This is a genomic window from Pseudomonas sp. BIC9C (assembly GCF_034541995.1).
GTDB lineage: Bacteria > Pseudomonadota > Gammaproteobacteria > Pseudomonadales > Pseudomonadaceae > Aquipseudomonas > Aquipseudomonas fluorescens_CC.
Map to the genome: position 1 here is coordinate 394,306 of NZ_JAWDGM010000003.1, position 22,579 is coordinate 416,884.

Here is a 22,579-nt window from a genome sequence, read left to right on the forward strand (position 1 = left end):
CCCATGATCAGCGACTTTCGTAACCGCTTGCGCAAACAGGCCGGTAAACCCGCCTCATCACCGGCTGGCCAGCCAGGTGACGAGCTGCTGGATCCGGCCGAGGAAATAATGGCGTGGGAACGTGCAACGCCGGACGTTCTTTACGAAACCAGAAGTCAGGTCACCCCGGTGGAAGCCGAGTGGCGAGAAAAGATCTACCAGCAATTGCTGAAGGTCATGGACCTGTCCTTGCTGGACTCCCTTGAACAGGCTGAGGCCGCGCGGCAGATTCGCGATATTTGCCAGCGCCTGCTTGATGAACACTCGGCACCGGTGAGTACTTCCAGCCGCCAATTGATCATCAAGCAGATCACCGACGAGGTGCTCGGTCTGGGACCTCTGGAACCGCTGCTGGCCGATCACAGTGTGTCCGACATTTTGGTCAACCGGCATGACTCAGTGTATGTCGAGCGCTTCGGCAAGCTGCAACGCACCGATGTGCGTTTTCGCGATGATCGGCATTTGCTGAACATCATTGACCGCATCGTTTCCAGCCTGGGTCGGCGTATCGACGAGTCTTCGCCGTTGGTGGATGCGCGGCTCAAGGACGGTTCGCGGGTCAACGCGATTATTCCGCCGCTGGCCATCGACGGCCCGAGCATGTCGATCCGGCGCTTTGCGGTGGACCTGCTCAATACCGACAGCCTGATCCAGGTGGGGGCGTTGACCCCGGCCATTGCCCTGCTGCTCAAGGCGATTGTCCGTGGGCGCTTGAACGTGCTGATTTCCGGCGGTACCGGCAGCGGCAAGACCACCATGCTCAATGTGCTGTCCAGTTTCATTCCGCACAACGAGCGGATCGTCACCATCGAAGATTCGGCCGAGCTGCAACTGCAGCAACCCCATGTGGTGCGTCTGGAAACCCGACCTTCGAATATCGAGGGGCGTGGCGAGGTGAACCAGCGGGAGTTGGTGCGCAACAGCCTGCGGATGCGTCCGGACCGTATTGTGATCGGTGAAGTGCGCGGCGCCGAGGCGCTGGACATGTTGACAGCGATGAACACCGGCCACGACGGCTCGTTGACCACGATCCACGCCAACACCGCACGCGATGCATTGGGGCGAATCGAGAACATGGTGTCGATGACCGGGGCGACCTTTCCGATCAAGGCCATGCGCCAACAGATCGCTTCGGCCATCGGAGTGGTCATCCAGCTGGAACGCCAGGAGGACGGCAAGCGCCGCCTGGTCAGCGTGCAGGAGATCAACGGCATGGAGGGCGAGATCATCACCATGACCGAAATATTCTCCTTCGTGCGCCACAGCGTGGGCGAAAACGGCGAAGTACTCGGTGATTTTCGGCCCAGCGGCATGATCCCCGCCTTCCGCGATGTGCTGGCCAAGCGCGGCATCGAGTTGCCGCTTGCGATGTTCAGGCCGGAGTGGATGGAGGCGCGGCAGTCATGAACCAGGTTCCCGGTGAATTCATTCTGATGTTCCTCGGCATGGTGTTTATCGCCGTCTTCCTCCTGTCCCAGGGCGTGGTGGTGCCGGTGTTCGGCGAGGCCGGCAAGATGCGCAAGCGCATCCGTGGCCGCCTGCACGTAATGGAGAAAGCCAATAATTTGCCCAACATGCAGACGGTGTTGCGGCAGAAATACCTGACACGCTTGTCACCTCTGGAGGCCAGGCTTGAACAACTGCCCTTTATGGAGGCGTTGACGCAAATGATTGAGCAGTCCGGGCACGAATACCGGGCCTATCGGGTATTGCTGCTCGGGCTGGTGCTGGGTGTCTGGGCGGGTATCTTGATCTGGATGGTATCGTCAGTCTGGTGGATGGCGCTGCTGGCGGGTTTCGCGGTCTTCTGGTTACCCATACTGAAAATCTCTCGCGATCGTGGCAAGCGTTTCGCTGCGTTCGAGGAAGGCCTGCCGGATGCGCTGGACGCGATGTGCCGCGCTTTGCGCGCCGGACACCCCTTCAACGAAACCCTGCGCCTGGTGGCCGAGGAACACAAGGGGCCGGTGGCTCATGAGTTCGGCCTGACCTTCTCCGATATCAACTATGGCAACGATGTACGCCGGGCCATGCTCGGTCTACTGGAGAGGATGCCAAGCATGACGGTGATGATGCTGGTGACCTCGCTCCTTATCCATCGCGAGACCGGCGGTAATCTGACCGAGGTGCTGGAGCGTCTGAGTCAGCTGATCCGCGGGCGCTTCCGCTTTCAGCGCAAAGTCAAAACCCTGTCGGCCGAAGGGCGGATGTCGGCCTGGATACTGGTGGCCATTCCCTTCGTACTGGCGGCTGTGATTTTGTTCACTACCCCTAAATACATGCCGTTGCTGCTCAATGAACCGTTGGGCCATAAGCTGATACTTGGGGCTTTTGGTTCTATGTTGGTCGGGATTTTCTGGATTCGCAAAATCATCCGGATTCAGGTTTAAGCGGTATTCGCTACCGGGAGGTACAGGTCATGGACTTTTTGCTCGGGTTGTTCAGTCGGTTCACGGGGAATGAGGAGGTGGTGCGCCTGTTGTTCCTTGGCGCGATCGGTTTGAGTGCTGTGCTTGTGGCCGTCGCCGTGATCTTGCTGATGATGGGACTTCAGGACCCGGTGCAGCGTCGTCTGGCGCTGATCAAGCGTGGTCATTTAGGCAACACGACCGGGCAGGAAGCTCCGGGTAACCTGCAACTGTTGCTGGAGCGGGTCGGCCAGCGCTTTACCTCGGCCGAATCGGCTCAGACTTCCGTCACCCAGACCCTGTTGATGCATGCGGGGTACCGCTCCTCGTCGGCGGTGCGGATGTACTGGGCGGTACGCTTGATGTTGCCGTTGTTATTGATTGGTATTGCGTTGCTGCTGTTGCCGATGATTCCCAAGGTGTCCCTGACCATGGGACTGCTGTTGGTGTTCTTGGTGGCCGCTATCGGATGGTTGGTGCCAGCACTGTATGTCACCAAGCGCAAGCAGTTGCGACAAGGTCGGCTGCGTGCTGCGTTTCCGGATGCGCTGGATCTGATGGTGGTGTGCGTGGAGTCGGGCCTGGCCTTGCCCACGACCATCGAACGGGTAGCTGAGGAGATGTCGGTCAGTCAGGTCGAACTGGCTGAAGAACTGGCCCTGGTCAATGCGCAAATCCGCGCGGGCATTTCCAGTACCGAGGCGCTCAAGCAACTGGCCCTGCGCACTGGCCTGGATGACGTACAAGGACTGGTCAGTCTGTTGGCGCAGAGTATCCGCTTTGGTACCAGCGTGGCGGACACCCTGCGCATCTATGCTGATGAGTTCCGTGACCGGCGTACGCAGGCCGCCGAAGAGATGGGGGCGAAAATTGGCACCAAGATGATATTCCCGCTGATTTTCTGCCTGTGGCCGAGCTTCTTCCTGATAGCCATTGGTCCCGCCATGATCGGGGTATTCAAGGCATTCGGTTAAGTGAGCAGGAGTGGTTTGCTGTCGAACCGGATGGCTGTACTGCATAAGAACGGGGTGGAGCAGGCGAACGGAGTGCATTCACTCCAATCGCTTGCTCCACCTTGTAGTACCTGGACTGTATTTTCCTGCACTCGTGATTGAGCCTGGCTTTTTAGCCAGGCCACTCTGGATTACACCAGAGGCTGATCACCCCTCGACATGCCTCAGTTGCCGATGGTCATTTTTCCCGCTGCATCCTGGTCATAAAATTCCGGAATCGGGTAGTTGAAGCTATTCAGCCAGCGCTGCATGGCCAGGTCACGTTCGGTGGCCGAAGCGGTTTGCAGTTTAGTGGAGGCAACCACACCGCGAATCTGCAGTTGCAACCACTGTTCGGTGCCTTGTTGATACGGCGAAGAGGGACCCGGCTCAATAGCCCAGGCAGTGGTGGACAGGCAAGCCATGCACAGGATCAACAGCCTTTTGGTATTCATCTCGACTCCTCGTACGTTCTACTTGTTCGCACTGGAAGAGGCATCGGCTACCTCAGCCTTGCGATTCGCCTCGGAAGCCACCACTTTTTTGGCGGAGGCCTTGAGTTTTTCCGCGCGGGTTTGAGCCTCTGCGACTTGCTTGGGACTCAAGTCGGCGCGGGTTACCAGTTCGGCAGCCGCCTTCCAGTTATCCTGGTAGATCAGCAGCGTCACCATGTTGAGTGCCGCCAGTGTGTTGGCCTGCTTGAGCTCCATGGCGGTCATGAACTCAAAGCGTGCTTCAGGGATCCGTCGCTGATTGAGGTAGACGACCCCCAGGTCATTGCGCATCCTGTCATCGGTGGGGGCCATCTTCACCGCACGCTCAAGGTGAGTGGCAGCGCTGACGTTATCATTCTTGGCGGCGGCCAACTGGCCCAGGCCATGTTCCCCTTCAGCCGTCAGACAGGTGCCGAGCAAGCTTTCGTACAACGGCTGCGCGTCGCCGCTACGCCCCATCATGCGCAGCACCCGAGCCTTGCGCAGGCGAACCTGGACCAGGTTATCGGGCAAACCTTCCAGATTCGCCAGGCTGGCATACAAACGGCCTTCTTCGGCCATGTTGTCAGCCAGGTTCAGGGACAGTTCTTGCTCCGAACCGGGCTTGGCACAGCTGGCCGGTCGCGAAGACAGGCCATTGCTGGCACAACCTGCGAGCATTAAGGTCGCCGCTATTGCAATGACTGCTTTCATCGAAGGGCCTCTGGCGACAACAGGTTGAACGCCTGGCCAATGGCAATACAGCTGGCCCGGCAAGCGTTCAAGGTCACCGTTACGAGTGAGGGCGAGGCAAGTCCGGTTCAGGCTTCGGTTCATTGCGAGAGCCCGCTGCGACTGTCGAAGTCGCCATTTTCGAGGAAAAACATGCGGTAGAAGTTCGGGTCGTAATTGCGCAGCTGCTCGCCAGGCAATGACGGCAGTTGTGCATTGGCCGCCAGTGGCTGGACCAGATGCGGGGTGACGATCATCAGCAGTTCGCGTTCTTCACGGTTGATGGTGTTGTCGCGGAAAAACGCGCCCAGTACCGGGATATCGCCCAGCCCCGGAAACTTGTTCACCTGGGAATCGTTGTGGGTGCTGATCAGGCCGCTGATGACGAAGCTTTCGCCGTCGGCCAGGGAGATGCTGGTATCGGTACGGCGCACGGTCAGGGCCGGGACTATCGTGCCGGCGATGCTCACGGCGTTGGTGAAGTCCAGTTCACTGACTTCCGGCGCCACCTTCAGCGCGATACGGTTTTTCCCGACAATGGTCGGCGTCAGAGTCAGGCGGATACCGAACTCCTTGTACTCGATGGACACGTTGTCGCTGCCTGAACTGGGCACCGGAATCGGTATTTCACCGCCGGCCAGGAAGGTCGCACTCTGTCCGCTGAGCGCTACCAGGCTTGGCCGCGCCAGGGTGTAGGCGAAACCACTGCCTTCCAGCGCATTGAGCGCCACCAGGGTATTGCCGGTAGCAAACGTGAGGTTGAAGTTGTTGTTGTTCACCGGTACCACCGGCGTGACAATGCCGCCGATGGTGGGCAAGGTTCTCGGCGAGCCGAACAGGAAGTTGCCGCGGATGCCGAAAATCGAGGCGGAGGCTTCCTTGAGCTTGGTCCGGCTGACTTCAACGAAGCGGATATCGGTCTGCACCTGGCTCGGCAGCAGCGGGTCGTCGGAAGGCACCGATGGCACGCTGGTCAGCGCCGACGTGGCTTTACCCTTGACGAACACCATGCTTTGGCGCGGCGTTTTCGAACAGGCGGTCCAGACCATCAGGCTGGTGGTCCCCGGCGCAATGCCCGTGAGTATGAACGCGTTGCTGCCGCTGGGTTGCACGTCGGCAATTTTCGGGTCACCCACCGCCAGTTGCGTTACCGGAACGGGGCTGCGCAGTTCACTCTGCAGCCCCTGGCCGACCTCGTACGTTGTCGGCCAACTGTCCAGTTGCGGACAATTGGCCGGCGCGGCCTGAGCCGCATCCACGCTGAGGCCCACCCAGAACAGGCCATGGAAAATTCGCTTGAAAGCGGGCACGGGACGAAGGCTCATTTGGTACATCCTCACTGGATAGGCCGTCTTTAGGCAGTCTTGATTGTCTCGGATCACTTCACGGGGGCCGGACTATCCCCACCGATGCGCCAGACCACTTATCCATGGCCTTGGCGTTATTCCTTGCGTGCTACACGCGAGCGGGCGCCATTCGCTGATCTGGCTGGACAGCGAGCGACCTTTGCTGAAACGGTTTTTAGTGATCCGGTTACCTGGACTGCCTGTCGGAGCGATGCTCGCGCCAATGGGTGGTACTCTCCGCTGACCTGCTTCCCCCGGAAAGTAATCGGCCATGAAAGTACAGAGCCGGAAAACGCCTGCCAGGATCATGGTGAGGTAACTCCTTTTGCCAATCCGCTATCTGATCACTGAAGCTGACGTGGAAATTCGGGCCGTCATGACTTCTTATTGTTTGAAGGTAGTTCAATCAAACCAAAGTGCCATGATTTAAGAGAAAACCGTTGGTGAAAAGGCTGGAGAAAGGCGGGCGGGCAAGGGTACAGCGCAGTGCGGATGTCTGATGTTGGCGGGTGGTGCAGAAGGCAAAAAAGGCCCGCCAGTCTGACTGAGCGGGCCTTTTGCATTCCAGGCAATGCTTGCCTCGATAAAATCGGGCGTCTCACGAACGCCCTGTGTTCAGTTCACGTGGTAGTGGACCGACAGCGTGCCTTTCTTTTGCGCAAGGGTGTTGATCGTGACCGCGCCCAATTCTTTCAGACTGCGTACGTGGGTGCCGCCGCAACCGTAGGCGGGCAGTTCACCGAAGCCGATTTCCCGGGCGCCTTCGCGCAGTGAGGTCAGGCGCGGCAGGTCGTGGTCGATCCACTGCCCGATGCCATGCTCAATTGTCCGGGCCTCAACGTCCTGCGCCGAGTTACCCGGTTTGAATTGCACACGGCCTTCACCAGGCCAGTGATGCGCCTTGATCGGCATCCAGCCCATGGCCTGTACAAAGTGCCCGATCAAATGCCCGGCCGAATGCATGCGCGTGTTGAACAACCGGCGTTGTTCGTCGACGCGGATTTGCGTCATGCCGGTTTTTACCGGTCGGTCGACAAAGTGAATGACCCGCTCGGGATCCTGGACCACGCGCAGCACCTGGCTTTCGCCGAGCCAGCCAGTGTCGCAAGGCTGTCCGCCGCCTTGAGGGTGGAACAGGGTTGCTCGCAAGACCACGGCAAACTCGTTTTCGTGGGGGATGCATTCCAGGACTTCCACGTTGGCCTTGAGCTCATCACTATGGAAAAAAAGGCGCAGCGTCATATTCCAGGCTCGTATTGAATATCTGTTTTTATTATAGAAAGCCGGTAAATGCGTGATAATCCGGGCAAACATCAAAGGACTGTTGCGCTGTGAGCATAAATCTTCCGCTGCCGCTGCTGGGTGAAATGGCGATTTTCGTCAAGGTTGTCGAGACGGGCAGTTTCTCCGAGGCGGCTCGTCAGTTGGGTACTTCGCCTTCGGCGGTCAGCCGTAGCATTTCGCGTCTGGAGAAGGCGCTCGCGACCCGCTTGCTGCAACGAACCACGCGCAAGCTGCGCCTGAGTGACGGTGGCGAGGAGGTGTTCAAGCGCTGCCAGGAAATGGTCAATGCCGCCCGGTCAGTGATGGAAATCAGTGGTCAGTTCACTGACGAACCCGAGGGGCTGGTGCGTATCAGCGTGCCGAAAGCGGTGGGCCGGATCGTGATTCACCCGCATATGCCGGAGTTTTTGCGCCGTTATCCCAAGGTGGATGTGGAGATGTTGCTTGAGGACCGTCAGGTCGATCTGATTGACGATCACGTCGACCTGGCGATTCGCATCACCGACCGGCCGCCTGCGGGGCTGGTGGGGCGGCAGTTGCTGACGATCGATCATTTGCTCTGCGCCACACCGCAGTATCTGGCCGAGCACGGTACGCCGACTCATCCCCATGACTTGCTCAACCACAGTTGCATTTACCTGGGCGAAACCCCGAGCGATGCGCGCTGGAAATTCAAGAAGGGCAACAAATCGGTCACCGTCGGTGTGCGTGGGCGGTACGCCGCCAATCACACCGGTGTACGTTATGGCGCGGTGTTACAGCACATCGGGATTGGCAGCCTGCCGTATTTCACGGCACGGCATGCCCTGGAGAAGGGGTTGATGGTGCAAGTGCTGCCGGACTGGACCTTTCTGGCGTCCTATCACGGTGGCGCCTGGTTGCTGCATTCGCCAACCCGGTACCTGCCTCCCAAGCTTCGGGTGTTGATTGATTACCGGGTGGAGTGGCTGGAGAAGGAGCCGACGCTGGGCAAGCCAGGCAGGTCGAATGGTCCGGGTTGGTCGCCATCGGAGTATGAACTGCCGGAGAGCGATGGCTTGTTCTGAACGCAAAAAAAAGGCCCGCATGGTCAACCATGCGGGCCTTTTGCATGAATCATTCGGGGATCAGTGCTTGCTGTCCTGGTTCGACAACGCCAGCAGCTGCTTTTCCTGATTCCAGTCGAACGGTTCGTCGTTCTGTTCGGCTTCGAAGCGACGCTCTTCCAGTGCCTGATACAGGTCGATTTCTTCATCGGACAAGTAGTGCAGGCAGTCACCGGCGAAATACCACAGCAGATCCCGTGGAATCAGGTGGGCGATTTGCGGATAACGGGAAATGACTTGAGTCAGGATGTCCTGGCCCAAGTATTGGCTTTCGATCGGATCGATCGGCAGTGACGCCAGCAGTTCGTCGAAGCGCTCAAGGAACAAGGCATGGCTTTCTTCGGGAACCTGCTCGGCCTCACCTACGGCGACCAGGATGCTGCGCAGGTGGTCGAGTAAAACGAGATGATCGGCAACGATGTTGGACACGAGATAAGTCCTCAAGAGCAAAACGGGCGCGGGAGTATAAAGCGCCCGCGCCCGTTTTTACATGTTTGAAGGGATCAGCGGACTTTTCCCTCGGCCAGTGCCAAAGCCTCCTGGTCAAAGTCATCGACATCGATCACCTTGCGCCGGGCCGCCTCGGCTTCACGCAGGGTTTGGGCCTCCACTGGCTGCAACACGCCAGCCTCGAGCGCGGCATCGATCAGCGACTCGCCGGCCACCGGTTTGACCTGGCCACTCTTGAGTGCCATGTGCAGCTTTTTGTGCAACGGCTGTGCAGCGCTCAACAGATTGCAGGCGTGTTGCAATGCTCCGACCGGATCGTCGCTCGCCTGTGGGCGATAGCAACCCAGGAGCAACTCCTCCAGGGCCGGGTCGCCCTTGGCCCGGCCAATCAACGCAGCGACTTCGGCAGCGAGTTTGTCTGATGGCCCTTTGTGCCGGCGACCGAACGGGAACACGATCACCCGCAACAGGCAGCCCGCGACTTTGTTCGGGAAGTTGCTCAGCAGTTCATCCATGGCGCGTTCGGCCTGCCCCAGGCTTTCCTCCATGGCCCAGGCCAGCAGCGGCGTCATGTATTGCGGTGAGTCGAGATCGTGGTAGCGCTTGAGTGCGGCGCTGGCCAGGTAAAGGTTGCTCAGCACGTCACCCAGCCGTGCGGACAGACGTTCCCGGCGTTTCAGCTCACCACCGAGCAGCATCATGCTGAGGTCGGCGAGCATGGCGAAAGCAGCGGCCTGACGATTGAGTGCGCGGAAGTAACCCCGGCTGAGTTTGTCGCCCGGGGTGTGTTCCAGGTGGCCGAAACCGAGATTCAACACCAGCGTGCTGGCGGCGTTGCTCACGGCAAAGCCGATGTGCTTGAGCAGCAGGCCATCGAATTCCTTGAGCGCCTGATCCTTGTCTTCACGGCCGGCAAGGGCCATTTCCTCGAGGACGAAGGGGTGGCAGCGAATCGCGCCCTGGCCGAAGATCATCAGATTACGCGAGAGAATGTTCGCGCCTTCCACGGTGATGCAGATCGGCGCTCCCTGCCACATGCGTCCGAGATAATTGTTCGGCCCCATGATGATCGCCTTGCCGCCGTGCACATCCATGGCGTGGCTGATGCACTCGCGACCGCGTTCGGTCAGGTGGTACTTGAGAATCGCCGACAGCACCGACGGTTTCTCGCCGAGGTCCACCGCGTTGGCGGTGAGCATCCGCGCGGCGTCCATCATCCAGGCGTTGCCGCCGATGCGGGCCATGGCTTCCTGAATGCCTTCGAAAGCGGCAATCGGTAGATTGAACTGCTCGCGAACCTGAGCGTATTGGCCCGTCACCAGGCTGGTGAACTTGGCCATGCCGGTGCCCACCGCCGGCAGGGAAATCGAACGCCCGACCGACAGGCAGTTCATCAGCATCATCCAGCCTTTGCCGAGCATTTCCTGGCCGCCGATGAGGAACTCCAGCGGGACGAACACGTCCTTGCCTGAGTTCGGGCCATTCATGAATGCGGCGCCCAACGGCAGATGCCGGCGGCCGATCTCGACACCGGCGGTGTCAGTCGGTATCAATGCCAGGCTGATCCCCAGGTCTTCCTGTTCGCCCAGCAAGTGATCCGGGTCGTAGGCCTTGAAGGCCAGGCCGAGGAGGGTGGCCACCGGGCCGAGGGTGATGTAGCGCTTTTCCCAGTTCAGGCGCAGGCCGAGGACTTCCTGCCCCTCCCATTGCCCTTTGCAGATCACTCCGGAGTCCGGCATGCCGCCGGCGTCGGAGCCGGCCAGCGGACCGGTCAGGGCAAAGCACGGGATGTCGTCGCCGCGTGCCAGGCGTGGCAGGTAATGATTGCGTTGTTCGTCGGTGCCGTAATGCAGCAACAGTTCGGCCGGGCCGAGGGAGTTGGGGACCATCACGGTGGAGGCGAGGTCGCCGCTGTGGCTGGCCAGTTTCATCGCCACTTGCGAGTGGGCATAGGCGGAAAAGCCCTTGCCGCCAAACTCCTTGGGGATGATCAGGGCGAAAAAGCCGTTGTCCTTGATGAATGTCCAGGCTTCGGGCGGCAGGTCCATGGTTTGACCGAGCTGCCATTCATTGACCATGGCGCAGAGTGTTTCGGTCGGCCCGTCGATGAAAGCCTGTTCCTCTTCGTTCAATTGCGCTTTGGGATAGGACAGCAGTTTGCTCCAGTCCGGACGGCCACTGAACAGTTCGCCGTCCCACCAGACCGTGCCGGCGTCGATGGCATCACGTTCGGTTTGTGACATGGGCGGCAGGGTTTTCTGGAACCAGTTGAACATCGGTGCGCTGAACAGTTTGCGGCGCAGGTCGGGCAGCAGCAAGGGCGCGGCGACGGCGGCGATCAAGACCCAGAAGACCAGCAGCAACCAGCCTGGCGCGCGACTGAACGCGCCCATTGCCACGACGTAGACGGCCACGATGGCCAGGGTGGGCAGCGGGGCGATGCGGCGGTGGGCCAAACAAGCCATTCCGACCAGCAGAACCAGTATCCACAACAGCAGCATATTCATTCCTCCGTGAAACCAGGGCGAACCAGCCCTCAGAGCTTAGACGGCATCCGCAAAACAGGCGGGTCACAGCGATGTGATTGGAATCGTGGAAAGCCCCGGATGATTTGCGTGCGACAGACGGGCGGCCGCACACGTGGGAAAAGTGTTTATTGGGCGAGCGGCAAAGCGCCCATGTTTGGCCGAAACGTCGTTATCTCTGTGCTGAAGCTCTCGCTAGACTCGGGGCTTCTCCAGGAGATTATTCTCATGCACGAGTATCTGAGTCCCGGCCGCTTCATCGATAGTGACCATCCGTCCGTGGTGGAGTTCGCCGAAAAACACCGTGGCGCCAGTCGCGATCCGATTGAGCAGGCAATCAGTCTCTATTACGCCGTGCGCGAGGCGGTGCGCTACAACCCGTACACATTCAGTCGCGATCCGCAGACCCTGCGCGGCAGTCATGCATTGGCGACCGGGGAGAGTTACTGCGTTCCCAAGGCCACCTTGCTGGCAGGTGCTGCGCGGCATTGCGGGATTCCCGCGCGGATCGGCCTGGCGGATGTGCGCAATCATTTGTCGACGCCACGGCTGCTTGAATTGCTCAAGAGCGACATGTTCGCCATGCACGGCTACACCGAGTTTTATTTGCAGGATCGCTGGATCAAGGCGACGCCAGCGTTCAACCGGAAACTCTGCGACCTGTTCAATGTGGCGCCGCTGGAATTCGACGGGATCAACGACAGTGTTTTTCATCCCTTCAACCGCGATGGTGCGAAGCTGATGGAGTACCTCGTCGACCACGGCCAGTTCGCCGACGTACCCGAGGCGTTCTTTTTCGAACACCTGGAAAAATGCTATCCGCACCTGTTCGGCGAGCAACAGCAACCGCTGCTGGGTGATATGCAGAGCGATTTGAGTCGCGCCTGATCCGGCGTATGCTGCCTGCCCACTTACTGAAAAAGAGGCGGTCATGCTGAAGATCTGGGGTCGGAAAAACTCATCGAATGTCAGAAAACCATTGTGGGCCGCCGAAGAACTGGGACTGGCCTACGAGGCTATCGATGCCGGTGGCGCCTTTGGTGTCGTCGATACGCCCGAATACCGCGCGATGAACCCCAACGGTCGGGTTCCGGTGATGCAAGACGATGGTTTTGTGTTGTGGGAATCCAACGCCATCGTGCGTTACCTGATGGCCCGTCACGCCGACGGCACGACCTGGTATCCGGCGGATCTGCAAACCCGTGCCAGCGCCGACAAATGGATGGACTGGACCACCTCAAGTTTTGCCGGCCCGTTCCGTACCGTGTTCTGGGGCGTGCTGCGGACCCCGGCAGACCAGCAGGACTGGCCCGCCATCAAGGCTGCGATCAAGGAGTGCGACACGCTGCTGGCGATAGCCGATCAGGCGTTGGCGAACAAGCCCTACCTGTCTGGAGACGAGATCGGCATGGGCGATATTCCCCTGGGCAGTTTCATTTATGCCTGGTTCGAGATGCCGATCGAGCGTGCTCCACTGCCTCATTTGGAGGCCTGGTATGCGCGATTGAAACAGCGTCCGGCGTATCGCAAAGCCGTCATGACCGCGTTGACTTAATGCTCACTATCGACACACTTGACTGTACTTGTGTGGCGGCGACAAGCACCATTGCGCTCATGCGACGTGGTTGCAATGCGCGCCGCCCGCCCTTACCTGACCCTTTCTTCCCTTCTTGGTGCGTAAATCCGATATGAGTTCCGCTCTGTCCATCCGGCAGCTAACCAAAACCTACGGCAACGGTTTCCAGGCCCTGAATGGTATCGATCTGGATGTCGCCGAAGGTGATTTTTTCGCCTTGCTCGGCCCTAACGGCGCCGGCAAATCCACGACCATCGGCATTCTCTCGACCCTGGTGAACAAGACCAGCGGCACAGTGAATATCTTCGGTCACGACCTGGACAGGAATCCTGCGCAGCTCAAACGCTCCATCGGCGTGGTGCCTCAGGAATTCAACTTCAACCAGTTCGAAAAGACCTTCGATATCGTCGTGACCCAGGCCGGGTACTACGGCATTCCCGCGAAAATCGCCAAGGAACGCGCCGAACAGTACCTGACCCAACTCGGCCTGTGGGACAAGAAGGATGTGCCTTCGCGTTCGCTGTCCGGTGGCATGAAGCGTCGCCTGATGATCGCCCGCGCGCTGGTCCATGAACCGCGCCTGCTGATCCTCGACGAGCCGACTGCCGGGGTGGACATCGAGCTGCGTCGCTCGATGTGGAGCTTCCTTACCGAGCTGAACCAGAAAGGCATCACCATCATCCTCACCACCCATTACCTGGAAGAGGCTGAGCAGTTGTGCCGCAACATCGGCATCATCGACCACGGCACCATCGTCGAGAACACCAGCATGCGTCAGTTGCTCAGCCAACTGCATGTCGAAACCTTTCTGCTGGATCTCAAGGGCGTCCTGCCAGCCGCGCCTCAACTGCTCGGCTACCCGTCCCGGCTGATCGACAGCCACACCCTGGAAGTCCAGGTGGACAAGTCCATGGGCATCACCGCGCTGTTCACCCAGTTGGCACAGCAGAACATCGAAGTGCTGAGCCTGCGCAACAAAACCAATCGCCTTGAGGAGTTGTTCGTGTCCCTGGTGGAGAAAAATCTGTCGAAGGTGGCGGTATGAGTTCCGAGCTGCGCCCCAACCTCGTTGCCCTCAACACCATCGTTTACCGGGAAGTCCGGCGTTTCACCCGGATCTGGCCGCAGACCTTGCTGCCGCCGGCCATTACCATGGTCCTGTACTTCGTGATCTTCGGTAATCTGATCGGTCGACAGATCGGCGATATGGGTGGCTTCACTTACATGGAGTACATCGTGCCAGGGCTGATCATGATGTCGGTGATCACCAACTCCTACGGCAACGTGGTGTCGAGTTTCTTCGGCAGCAAGTTCCAGCGGTCCATTGAAGAATTGATGGTCTCGCCGTTGTCGCCGCACACCATTCTGATCGGCTACACCCTGGGCGGCGTGCTGCGTGGCTTGATGGTGGGAATCATCGTGACCCTGCTGTCGCTGTTCTTCACCCATTTGCAGGTGCATCACCTGGGCGTGACCATTCTGGTGGTGGTGCTGACCGCGACGATTTTCTCGCTGTTGGGCTTCATCAACGCCGTGTTTGCGCGCAACTTCGATGACATTTCGATCATTCCGACTTTCGTACTGACGCCACTGACCTACCTGGGCGGGGTCTTCTACTCGATCACCTTGCTGCCGCCGTTCTGGCAGACCGTGTCCCTGGCCAACCCGGTGCTGCACATGGTCAACGCATTCCGTTACGGCATCCTCGGCGTATCGGATATCCGGATCAGTGTGGCCATCGCCTTCATGCTGGTCGCGACCGTGGTGCTGTATTTTGGCTGTGCGCGGTTGCTGGTCAGCGGGCGCGGGATGCGTACCTGAGGGATATCGCGTCGCTTTCAATCGCGCGCAGGCTCGCTCACACAGAGGATCTTCGGAGCACCCGGAGCGAGTGTGGGAGCGAGCCTGCTCGCGATAGCTTTAGTTCTGACGCCACAAAAAAACGGCCTCCCAAGTGGAGGCCGTTTTGCATTCTCACATCCGGCTTTTCTTGCGCCGCTTCCATTGCCTGGCCACCCACCAGCGCCAATACATCATCACAAGGAAGTAGGCCAGTGCACCAAGTGCCAGCCCTGTCACTACCGAGCCCAACAGAAACGGTTGCCACAAGGTCGAGATTTCACCCCTGATCCATTCCCAGGTCAGCGAGTCCGGCAACTGCCGGGCGGGAACGTCCATCAGCCAGGCGCCGGCCTGGTAGGTGCAGAAGAATACGGCGGGCATGGTGATCGGGTTGGTCAGCCAGACCAGGCTCACGGCAATCGGCATGTTGCCGCGCACGATGATGGCGAGGATTGCCGCCAGCAGCATCTGCAGCGGGATCGGCAGGAACGCCGCGAACAGACCCACCGCCATGGCGCGGGCAACGGAGTGGCGGTTGAGGTGCCACAGGTTCGGGTCAAGCAACAACGTGCCGAGAAAGCGTAAGGACTTGTGTTCCCTGATGCTCATCGGGTCTGGCATGTAACGTTTGAATAAGCGCCGGGGCATAAGGCTTCTCGGTCGGTCAGGGTGGCAAGTATGTCTGGATTCTATGAACTGCCCATTCAGACTTTGTGACAATTGATAACGACGCCTGCGCGACGGACGGGCTAAGCCTTGGAGGGGACTCTCAAGGACGGGCTTATGCGCACAGGGATGATGGCGCTGGCGTTGGGTCTGCTGACCTTGCGTTTTTTACCGGCATTGCCGCCGGTCTGGTTATTGCTGGCGATGCCGGTGGCGGGCTTGATGTTGTTGCCGTTCAGGACATATCCGCTGGCGTTTTACGTGTTCGGGTTGAGTTGGGCCTGTGCGAATGCGCAGTGGGCGCTGGATGACCGGTTGCCGCGGGCGCTGGATGGCGAAACCCGTTGGGTCGAAGGGCGGGTCACAGGGTTGCCCCGGTATGACGACGGTGTCGTGCGTTTCGAATTGACCGACATCCAGTCTCGACGTACCCGGCTGCCGCGGCAAATGCGTCTGGCCTGGTATGGCGGGCTGCCGGTGAAAAGCGGTGAGCACTGGCGTCTGGCAGTCAAGCTGAAGCGCCCGGTCGGGCTCCTCAATCCGCAGGCCTTCGACTACCAGGCCTGGTTACTGGCACAACGCATCGGGGCGACCGGAACGGTCAAGGAGGGCGAACGCCTCGCGCCGGCCCAATGGGCCTGGCGCGATGGAATCCGTCAGCGTTTGCTGACGGTGGATGCCCAGGGGCGAAGCGGCGCGTTGACGGCGCTGGTACTCGGGGATGGCGCCGGGCTGAGTCGCGAAGACTGGCAGGTATTGCAGGACACCGGCACGGTACATCTGTTGGTGATTTCCGGGCAGCACATCGGACTGCTGGCGGGAGCTGTGTATCTACTGATCGCCGGCCTGGCCCGCTTTGGGTTATGGCCGAAACGTCTGCCATGGCTGCCATGGGCGTGTGGCCTGGCATTCGCCGCTGCGCTCGGTTACGGGATGCTGGCCGGTTTTGAGGTGCCGGTGCGACGCGCCTGCCTGATGCTTGGTCTGGTGTTGTTGTGGCGTCTGAGGTTCCGCCATCTCGGTGCATGGTGGCCCCTGTTGTTGGCACTCAACGGCATTTTGCTGCTGGAGCCGCTGGCGAGTCTGCAGCCTGGTTTCTGGCTGTCTTTCGCGGCCGTAGCAGTCTTGATATTCACCTTCGGCGGACGGTTGGGGCCCTGGCGGTGGTGGCAAACCTGGACCCGCGCCCAGTGGCTGATTGCAATCGGGCTGTGTCCGCTGTTACTGGCACTGGGGCTGCCCATCAGTCTCAGCGGGCCGCTGACCAATTTGTTCGCCGTGCCCTGGATCAGTCTGGCGGTACTGCCACCGGCGTTGCTCGGGACGCTGTTGCTGCCGGTGCCTTACGTGGGTGAGAAATTGCTGTGGCTGGCTGGCGGCTTGATCGACGGGTGGTTCAGGGGATTGGGGCTCGTCTCCGGTCAGGTCCCCGCGTGGGTGCCCATGGCCGTCCCGCTATGGGCCTGGGCAATCGGTGCCATCGGCGCTTTTTTGCTATTGCTGCCGCGAGGCGTACCGATGCGCCCGTTAGGGTGGCCCTTGCTGTTGATCCTGGTTTTTGCGCCCAGGCCGATGTTGCAGGAAGGCAGGGCTGAAGTCTGGCAACTGGATGTCGGTCAGGGCCTGGCGATCCTGGTGCGCACCCGGCATCACACGTTGCTGTATGACGCCGGACCGCGTTTCGGTGAATTCGACCAGGGGGAGCGGGTGGTGCTGCCGGCGTTGCGCAAACTGGGGGTAAAGGACATCGACCTGATGCTGATCAGCCACGCCCATGCCGATCATGCCGGCGGTGCCCGGGCGATTGCCAAGGGCTTGCCGGTGAAGCAGGTGGTCAGTGGTGAACCGTCAGACTTGCCCGTGGAGTTGCAGGCCGAGCGTTGTGAGAGTGGTCGACAATGGACCTGGGATGAGGTCGACTTCCAGCTTTGGCACTGGCCATTGGCCGGCGACAGCAATCAGAACTCCTGTGTCCTGCTGATCGAGGCCAATGGCGAACGGTTGCTGTTGAGTGGCGACATTGATGCCGCCGCCGAGAGGGCCCTGCTGGACAGTCCGTTGGCCCTGCCCACCGATTGGTTGCAGGCGCCACACCACGGCAGTCGCAGTTCGTCGTCCGGGGCCCTGCTGGATGTCCTGCAACCTAAAGGTGCGCTGATTTCCCGTGGCCAGGGCAATTCGTTTGGCCATCCGCATCCCACGGTGATCGCGCGTTATCAAAAACGTGGAATGGCGATCTACGACAGTGCAGAACACGGTGCCATTCGTCTGCAACTGGGACGCTTCGAGCCGCCGTGGTCAATGCGTCAGGAACGGCGTTTCTGGCGCGATCCGCCGCCCTTGAACCAATAACCGAGCGTTATTAATGCCCGACCGGATGCGACATCACGGTCTTCGGTGCTTCCACCCCCTATGTTAGAGTGGCGCACTTTTTCGAGGGGACTGTCACTGTGTGGGAATTGGTCAAATCCGGCGGCTGGATGATGTTGCCGATCATTCTGAGTTCCATCGCGGCCATGGCGATCGTCGCCGAGCGTCTCTGGACTCTGCGGGCCAGCCGCGTAACCCCGGAGCACTTGCTCGGGCAGGTCTGGGTCTGGATCAAGGACAAACAGCTCAATAAGGAAAAACTCAAGGAACTGCGCGCCAACTCCCCGTTGGGCGAGATACTGGCGGCCGGCCTGACCAACTCCAAACATGGTCGCGAGATCATGAAAGAGTGCATCGAAGAGGCTGCTCAACGGGTCATCCATGAGCTCGAACGCTACGTCAGCGCCCTGGGCACCATTGCCGCCATGGCGCCGTTGCTGGGCCTGCTGGGTACGGTGCTGGGCATGATCGATATTTTCAGTGCGTTCACAGGCTCAGGCATGACCACCAACGCCTCGGTACTGGCCGGTGGTATTTCCAAGGCCCTGATCACCACGGCTGCGGGCCTGATGGTGGGTATCCCTTCGGTGTTCTTCCACCGTTTCCTGCAACGCCGGATCGATGAGCTGGTGGTGGGCATGGAGCAGGAAGCGATCAAGCTGGTCGAGGTGGTGCAGGGCGACCGAGACGTGGACCTGGCCGGGAGCAAAGCGTGAAATTCCGCCGCAAACCACGGGAAACGGTGGACATCAACCTCGCGTCGCTGATCGACGTGGTGTTCATCCTGCTGCTGTTTTTCGTCGTGACCACCACCTTTACCCGTGAGACCCAGCTGCGCGTCGACCTGCCGGAAGCGGTCAGCGGTTCCCCGGCCGAAGACCAGAACAAGCTGCTGGAGATCGCCATCAGCGCCGACGGCGTGTTCTCGGTGAACAACCAGATCCTGCCAAAAAGCGATCTGGCTTCCCTGATGGACGCGCTGCAAAAGGAAGCCAATGGCGACACCAACCGGCCACTGTCGATCAGCGCTGATGGCAAGACGCAGCATCAGTCCGTCATCACCGCCATGGATGCGGCCGGCAAGCTCGGTTTCAGCCATTTGCGCATGACCACTGTCGAAGCGGCACCCCCCGCATCCTGATGGCCATGTCCGAACGATTGTTGGCGGCGTGGTACGCAGGTCATCCTGCCCTGAAACTGTTGCAGCCACTGGAGTGGCTGTACCGGCGCGTGGTCATGAACAAGCGCAAGCGTTTTCTGGCGGGTGAGGGCGAGATCTATCAGCCGCCGGTGCCGTTGATCGTGGTCGGCAACATCACTGTGGGTGGCACCGGCAAGACGCCGTTGATTCTATGGATGATCGAGCACTGCCAGCGCAGCGGCCTGCGGGTCGGCGTGGTCAGCCGTGGCTACGGCGCCAGACCGCCGCAGTTGCCATGGCGAGTCGAGGCCGAGCAGGGTGCCGACGTCGCCGGTGACGAGCCGTTGCTGATCGTCCAGCGCACGGGTGTGCCGCTGATGATCGACCCCAATCGCAGCAATGCTGTTCAAGCGTTGCTGGCCAGTGAGCCGCTGGACCTGATCCTGTCCGACGACGGCATGCAGCATTACCGCCTGGCTCGTGACCTGGAACTGGTGTTGATCGACGCCGCCCGCGGCCTGGGCAACCGCCGTTGCCTGCCTGCCGGGCCATTGCGTGAGCCGGTCGAACGCCTGCAAAGCGTCGATGCGGTCCTCTACAACGGTGCCGCGGCTGACCGCGCTGACGGGTTTGCCTTCCAATTGCAGCCCACCGCGCTGGTCAATCTGCACAGCGGCGAACGGCGTCCCCTCGACCACTTCCCCTGCGGCCAGGCCCTGCACGCGGTGGCTGGCATCGGCAATCCGCAACGTTTCTTCAAAACTCTCGAAACGCTACACTGGAAGCCGATTCCACATGCGTTTGCCGACCACGCCGAGTACAGCGTGGAGGCTTTGAATTTCGCGCCGTCGTTACCCTTGGTGATGACGGAAAAAGACGCGGTGAAATGCCGTGCCTTTGCCGCCATCGATTGGTGGTACCTGGCGGTCGATGCTGTGCCATCGCCGGCCTTCGTGGCCTGGTTCGACACACAGCTGATGCGCCTGTTACCGGCTCGTTTGTTGCCTTAACTCCGTTTTTTCCAGGGAATGCTCATGGACACCAAATTGCTCGACATCCTCGCTTGCCCGGTCTGCAAAGGCCCGCTCAAGCTCAGCGCCGACAAAACCGAGCTGATCAGCAAAGGCGCAGGCCTGGCCTACCCGATTCGCGATGGCATCCCGGTGATGCTCGAATCCGAAGCGCGCACCCTGACCACCGACGAGCGCCTGGATAAATGACCACAGCCTTTACCGTCGTCATTCCATCGCGTTATGCCTCCACCCGCCTGCCGGGCAAACCGCTGCTGCTGATCGCCGGCAAGCCGATGATCCAGCACGTCTGGGAACAGGCGAGCAAAAGCAGTGCCGAGCGGGTGGTGGTGGCCACCGACGACGCGCGCATCGTCGAGGCCTGCAATGGCTTTGGTGCCGAAGTGGTGTTGACCCGTGAAGATCACAACTCCGGCACCGATCGCCTGGCCGAAGTCGCGATGAAGCTGGGCCTGGCGCCTGACGCCATCGTGGTCAACGTCCAGGGCGACGAGCCGCTGATCCCGCCGAGCGTGATCGATCAGGTTGCCGCCAATCTGGCTGCCCACGCCGAAGCGCGCATGGCCACCCTGGCCGAGCGGATCGATGACGTGGACACCCTGTTCAATCCCAATGTGGTCAAGGTCGTCAGCGACCTCAACGGCCTGGCGCTGACGTTCAGTCGTTCCACCTTGCCCTGGGCGCGGGATGCGTTCGCCATGAGCCGTGAGCAGTTGCCGGAAGGTGTGCCGTATCGCCGCCATATCGGCATCTATGCCTATCGCGCCGGTTTCCTGCAGGATTTCGTCAGCTGGGGCCCATGCTGGCTGGAAAACACCGAGAGCCTGGAACAGTTGCGCGCCCTGTGGCACGGCGTGCGGATCCACGTAGCCGACGCACTGATCGCACCGCCAGCCGGTGTCGACACTGTTGAAGACCTTGAGCGCGTTCGTCGCCTGCTGGAGGCGTGATGCGGGTTCTGTTTGTCTGCCTGGGCAACATCTGCCGTTCTCCCACGGCCGAAGGCGTGCTGCGGCATAAGTTGCGTGAGGCGGGGCTGGCTGACCGGGTCGAAGTCGCTTCCGCCGGCACCGGTGACTGGCATGTCGGCAAGGCGCCGGACAAGCGCAGTCAGGCCGCGGCGAAGCTGCGCGGTTATGACTTGTCCGCCCAGCGAGCCCGGCAAGTCACCCGCGCCGATTTCGCCACCTACGATCTGATCCTGGCGATGGACAACAGCAACCTGCGCCATCTCAAGGCCTTGAAGCCGGCCCAGGGCAAGGCCGAACTCGACCTGTTCCTGCGTCGTTACCAGTCGCAAATCGATGAAGTGCCGGACCCGTACTACGACGGCGAACAAGGCTTCGAGCAGGTGCTGGACCTGATCGAGCGCGCCAGTGATCTGCTGGTCATCGAATTGAAGGGACGGTTATGAGTTTGCAGGTTCAATCGCAGGTTTCGCTCAAGCCGTTCAACAGCTTTGGCGTGGATGTCCAGGCCCGGCTGTTTGCCGAGGCCCATAGCGACGCTGATGTGCGTGAAGCCCTCGCCTATGGGCTGGAATACAAGGTCCCGGTGCTGGTGATCGGCGGTGGCAGCAACCTGCTGCTGACGGCGGATATCGATTCACTGGTGCTGCGCATGGCCACTCGCGGGATTCGCGTGCTGAGCGATGACGCCGGCAAAGTGGTGATCGAGGCTGAGGCGGGCGAGCCCTGGCATCCATTTGTGCAACACACACTGGCCCTGGGGTTGTCCGGCCTGGAAAACCTCAGCCTGATTCCCGGTACCGTCGGTGCGGCACCGATGCAGAACATCGGCGCCTATGGGGTCGAGATCAAGGACGTGTTCGCCGGCCTGACCGCCCTCGATCGCCAGACCGGCGAACTGCGCGACTTCAGCCTGGCGGAATGCAACTTCGCTTACCGCGACAGCCTGTTCAAGCAGGAACCGGGGCGTTGGGTGATCCTGCGTGTGCGTTTCGCCCTCGACCGCGCCGCGCATTTGCATCTGGAGTACGGCCCGGTGCGTCAGCGCCTGACCGAGCAAGGCATCGAGCATCCGACCGCCAGTGATGTCAGCCAGGCCATTTGCAGCATCCGCAACGAAAAACTGCCGGACCCGGCCGTGCTCGGTAATGCTGGCAGCTTTTTCAAGAACCCTTTGGTGTCGGCGGCGCTGGCTGCACGGCTCAAGGACGAATACCCGGACCTGGTGGCCTATGCGCAACCCGACGGGCAGATGAAGCTGGCCGCCGGTTGGTTGATCGAGCGGGCAGGGTGGAAAGGTTTCCGCGAAGCCGATGCGGGTGTGCATAAGTTGCAGGCGCTGGTGTTGGTCAACTACGGCAGAGCGACCGGTTTGCAGTTGCTCGACCTGGCGCAGCGTATCCAGAAAGACATTTCAGAGCGTTTCCATGTTGACCTGGAAATGGAGCCGAACCGGTATTGAGCTAAGCTTTCAGGATGGATCAAGAAGCCCTGCACAATGTTTATTGTGCAGGGCTTTTTTGTTAATGCCCGGTTAACTTAGTCAGCTAACGATGCACACACGTGCTCCATCAAAGGCCCGGTGCAGAGCGTTTGTGTCTGCACAAGAGAGCCCATTAGCCTGAGTCGATCTGCGTAATGCCAACCGCCG

23 protein-coding genes are annotated in these 22,579 nt (G+C 60.3%); 16 read left to right on the top strand and 7 right to left on the bottom strand.

The features are described 5' to 3' along the window. The first annotated feature begins 3 nt into the window (after nt 1–3). Genes RS887_RS16430 through RS887_RS16440 form a run of 3 tightly spaced genes read left to right on the top strand, consistent with a single transcriptional unit; the run spans nt 4 to nt 3,421 of the window. Nucleotides 4–1,446: a CpaF family protein gene (locus RS887_RS16430; protein ID WP_322616155.1), complete on the top strand. Its 1,443-nt coding sequence runs from the start codon at nt 4–6 to the stop codon at nt 1,444–1,446. Next, the gene (locus tag RS887_RS16435; protein WP_322616156.1) at nt 1,443–2,429 is read left to right on the top strand and encodes a type II secretion system F family protein; all 987 of its coding nucleotides are present in this window, start codon (nt 1,443–1,445) and stop codon (nt 2,427–2,429) included. The genes RS887_RS16430 and RS887_RS16435 overlap by 4 nt, the downstream gene beginning before the upstream one ends. Before the next feature lie 29 nt (nt 2,430–2,458). Beyond that, nucleotides 2,459–3,421 (top strand): type II secretion system F family protein, encoded by a 963-nt coding sequence (locus RS887_RS16440; RefSeq protein WP_322616157.1) that lies wholly within the window; start codon nt 2,459–2,461, stop codon nt 3,419–3,421. A 203-nt stretch (nt 3,422–3,624) separates the two neighbouring features. On the opposite strand, the gene RS887_RS16445 is transcribed toward RS887_RS16440, so the two are convergent. The 4 genes from RS887_RS16445 to RS887_RS16460 all read right to left on the bottom strand — a co-directional run bounded on the left by RS887_RS16445 (nt 3,625) and on the right by RS887_RS16460 (nt 7,232). After that, on the bottom strand, nt 3,625–3,894 hold the full coding sequence (locus RS887_RS16445; protein ID WP_322616158.1) for a DUF3613 domain-containing protein: 270 nt from the start codon (nt 3,892–3,894) through the stop codon (nt 3,625–3,627). An 18-nt stretch (nt 3,895–3,912) separates the two neighbouring features. After that, complete coding sequence (locus RS887_RS16450; protein WP_322616159.1) at nt 3,913–4,626, bottom strand: tetratricopeptide repeat protein; 714 nt, start codon at nt 4,624–4,626, stop codon at nt 3,913–3,915. 119 nt (nt 4,627–4,745) lie between these two features. Then, nucleotides 4,746–5,969, bottom strand: a complete 1,224-nt coding sequence (locus tag RS887_RS16455) for a type II and III secretion system protein family protein (RefSeq protein ID WP_322616160.1) — start codon at nt 5,967–5,969, stop codon at nt 4,746–4,748. Nucleotides 5,970–6,605: 636 nt separating this feature from the next. After that, nucleotides 6,606–7,232 (bottom strand): alanyl-tRNA editing protein, encoded by a 627-nt coding sequence (locus RS887_RS16460; RefSeq protein ID WP_322616161.1) that lies wholly within the window; start codon nt 7,230–7,232, stop codon nt 6,606–6,608. 89 nt (nt 7,233–7,321) lie between these two features. On the opposite strand from RS887_RS16460, the gene RS887_RS16465 reads away from it, so the two are divergent. Further along, entirely contained in the window at nt 7,322–8,320 is a 999-nt protein-coding gene (locus RS887_RS16465) for a LysR family transcriptional regulator (RefSeq protein WP_322616162.1), read from the top strand. Between the two features lie 60 nt (nt 8,321–8,380). Here the strand turns inward: RS887_RS16465 and RS887_RS16470 are convergent, their stop codons facing one another. Together RS887_RS16470 and RS887_RS16475 are read right to left on the bottom strand one after the other, a co-directional pair. Next, on the bottom strand, nt 8,381–8,788 hold the full coding sequence (locus tag RS887_RS16470; RefSeq protein WP_007991629.1) for a PA2817 family protein: 408 nt from the start codon (nt 8,786–8,788) through the stop codon (nt 8,381–8,383). 74 nt (nt 8,789–8,862) lie between these two features. Beyond that, nucleotides 8,863–11,310, bottom strand: coding sequence for an acyl-CoA dehydrogenase (locus RS887_RS16475; protein ID WP_322616163.1), 2,448 nt, complete (start codon nt 11,308–11,310; stop codon nt 8,863–8,865). Between the two features lie 252 nt (nt 11,311–11,562). Here RS887_RS16475 and RS887_RS16480 point away from each other — a divergent pair, with 252 nt between their 5' ends. The 4 genes from RS887_RS16480 to RS887_RS16495 all read left to right on the top strand — a co-directional run bounded on the left by RS887_RS16480 (nt 11,563) and on the right by RS887_RS16495 (nt 14,731). Next, the gene (locus RS887_RS16480) at nt 11,563–12,222 is read left to right on the top strand and encodes a transglutaminase-like domain-containing protein (protein WP_085715494.1); all 660 of its coding nucleotides are present in this window, start codon (nt 11,563–11,565) and stop codon (nt 12,220–12,222) included. Between the two features lie 43 nt (nt 12,223–12,265). Further along, nucleotides 12,266–12,889: a glutathione S-transferase gene (locus RS887_RS16485; protein ID WP_322616164.1), complete on the top strand. Its 624-nt coding sequence runs from the start codon at nt 12,266–12,268 to the stop codon at nt 12,887–12,889. Nucleotides 12,890–13,022: 133 nt separating this feature from the next. Continuing rightward, the gene (locus tag RS887_RS16490; protein WP_007996639.1) at nt 13,023–13,955 is read left to right on the top strand and encodes an ABC transporter ATP-binding protein; all 933 of its coding nucleotides are present in this window, start codon (nt 13,023–13,025) and stop codon (nt 13,953–13,955) included. Continuing rightward, on the top strand, nt 13,952–14,731 hold the full coding sequence (locus RS887_RS16495) for an ABC transporter permease (protein ID WP_007991638.1): 780 nt from the start codon (nt 13,952–13,954) through the stop codon (nt 14,729–14,731). The genes RS887_RS16490 and RS887_RS16495 overlap by 4 nt, the downstream gene beginning before the upstream one ends. A 153-nt stretch (nt 14,732–14,884) precedes the next feature. Here the strand turns inward: RS887_RS16495 and RS887_RS16500 are convergent, their stop codons facing one another. Continuing rightward, a complete protein-coding gene (locus tag RS887_RS16500) occupies nt 14,885–15,400 on the bottom strand; it encodes a DUF2062 domain-containing protein (protein ID WP_322616165.1) in 516 nt (171 codons plus the stop codon). Nucleotides 15,401–15,535: 135 nt separating this feature from the next. Between RS887_RS16500 and RS887_RS16505 the strand changes: the two genes are divergently transcribed. The 8 genes from RS887_RS16505 to murB all read left to right on the top strand — a co-directional run bounded on the left by RS887_RS16505 (nt 15,536) and on the right by murB (nt 22,390). Further along, on the top strand, nt 15,536–17,770 hold the full coding sequence (locus RS887_RS16505) for a DNA internalization-related competence protein ComEC/Rec2 (protein ID WP_322616166.1): 2,235 nt from the start codon (nt 15,536–15,538) through the stop codon (nt 17,768–17,770). Nucleotides 17,771–17,868: 98 nt separating this feature from the next. Continuing rightward, the gene (locus RS887_RS16510) at nt 17,869–18,504 is read left to right on the top strand and encodes a MotA/TolQ/ExbB proton channel family protein (RefSeq protein ID WP_322616167.1); all 636 of its coding nucleotides are present in this window, start codon (nt 17,869–17,871) and stop codon (nt 18,502–18,504) included. Next, complete coding sequence (locus RS887_RS16515; protein WP_322616168.1) at nt 18,501–18,929, top strand: biopolymer transporter ExbD; 429 nt, start codon at nt 18,501–18,503, stop codon at nt 18,927–18,929. The genes RS887_RS16510 and RS887_RS16515 overlap by 4 nt, the downstream gene beginning before the upstream one ends. Next, a complete protein-coding gene (gene lpxK, locus RS887_RS16520) occupies nt 18,929–19,939 on the top strand; it encodes a tetraacyldisaccharide 4'-kinase (RefSeq protein ID WP_322616169.1) in 1,011 nt (336 codons plus the stop codon). The genes RS887_RS16515 and lpxK overlap by 1 nt, the downstream gene beginning before the upstream one ends. 24 nt (nt 19,940–19,963) lie before the next feature. Continuing rightward, nucleotides 19,964–20,149 carry a Trm112 family protein gene (locus tag RS887_RS16525; RefSeq protein WP_003179363.1) on the top strand — a complete coding sequence of 62 codons (186 nt, stop codon included), beginning with the start codon at nt 19,964–19,966 and terminating at the stop codon, nt 20,147–20,149. Continuing rightward, nucleotides 20,146–20,910 carry a 3-deoxy-manno-octulosonate cytidylyltransferase gene (gene kdsB, locus RS887_RS16530; protein WP_322616170.1) on the top strand — a complete coding sequence of 255 codons (765 nt, stop codon included), beginning with the start codon at nt 20,146–20,148 and terminating at the stop codon, nt 20,908–20,910. Before RS887_RS16525 ends, kdsB begins: the two co-directional genes overlap by 4 nt. After that, nucleotides 20,910–21,374 (top strand): low molecular weight protein-tyrosine-phosphatase, encoded by a 465-nt coding sequence (locus RS887_RS16535; protein ID WP_322616171.1) that lies wholly within the window; start codon nt 20,910–20,912, stop codon nt 21,372–21,374. The genes kdsB and RS887_RS16535 overlap by 1 nt, the downstream gene beginning before the upstream one ends. Then, nucleotides 21,371–22,390 carry a UDP-N-acetylmuramate dehydrogenase gene (gene murB, locus RS887_RS16540; RefSeq protein WP_322616172.1) on the top strand — a complete coding sequence of 340 codons (1,020 nt, stop codon included), beginning with the start codon at nt 21,371–21,373 and terminating at the stop codon, nt 22,388–22,390. Before RS887_RS16535 ends, murB begins: the two co-directional genes overlap by 4 nt. Nucleotides 22,391–22,579 lie beyond the last annotated feature (189 nt).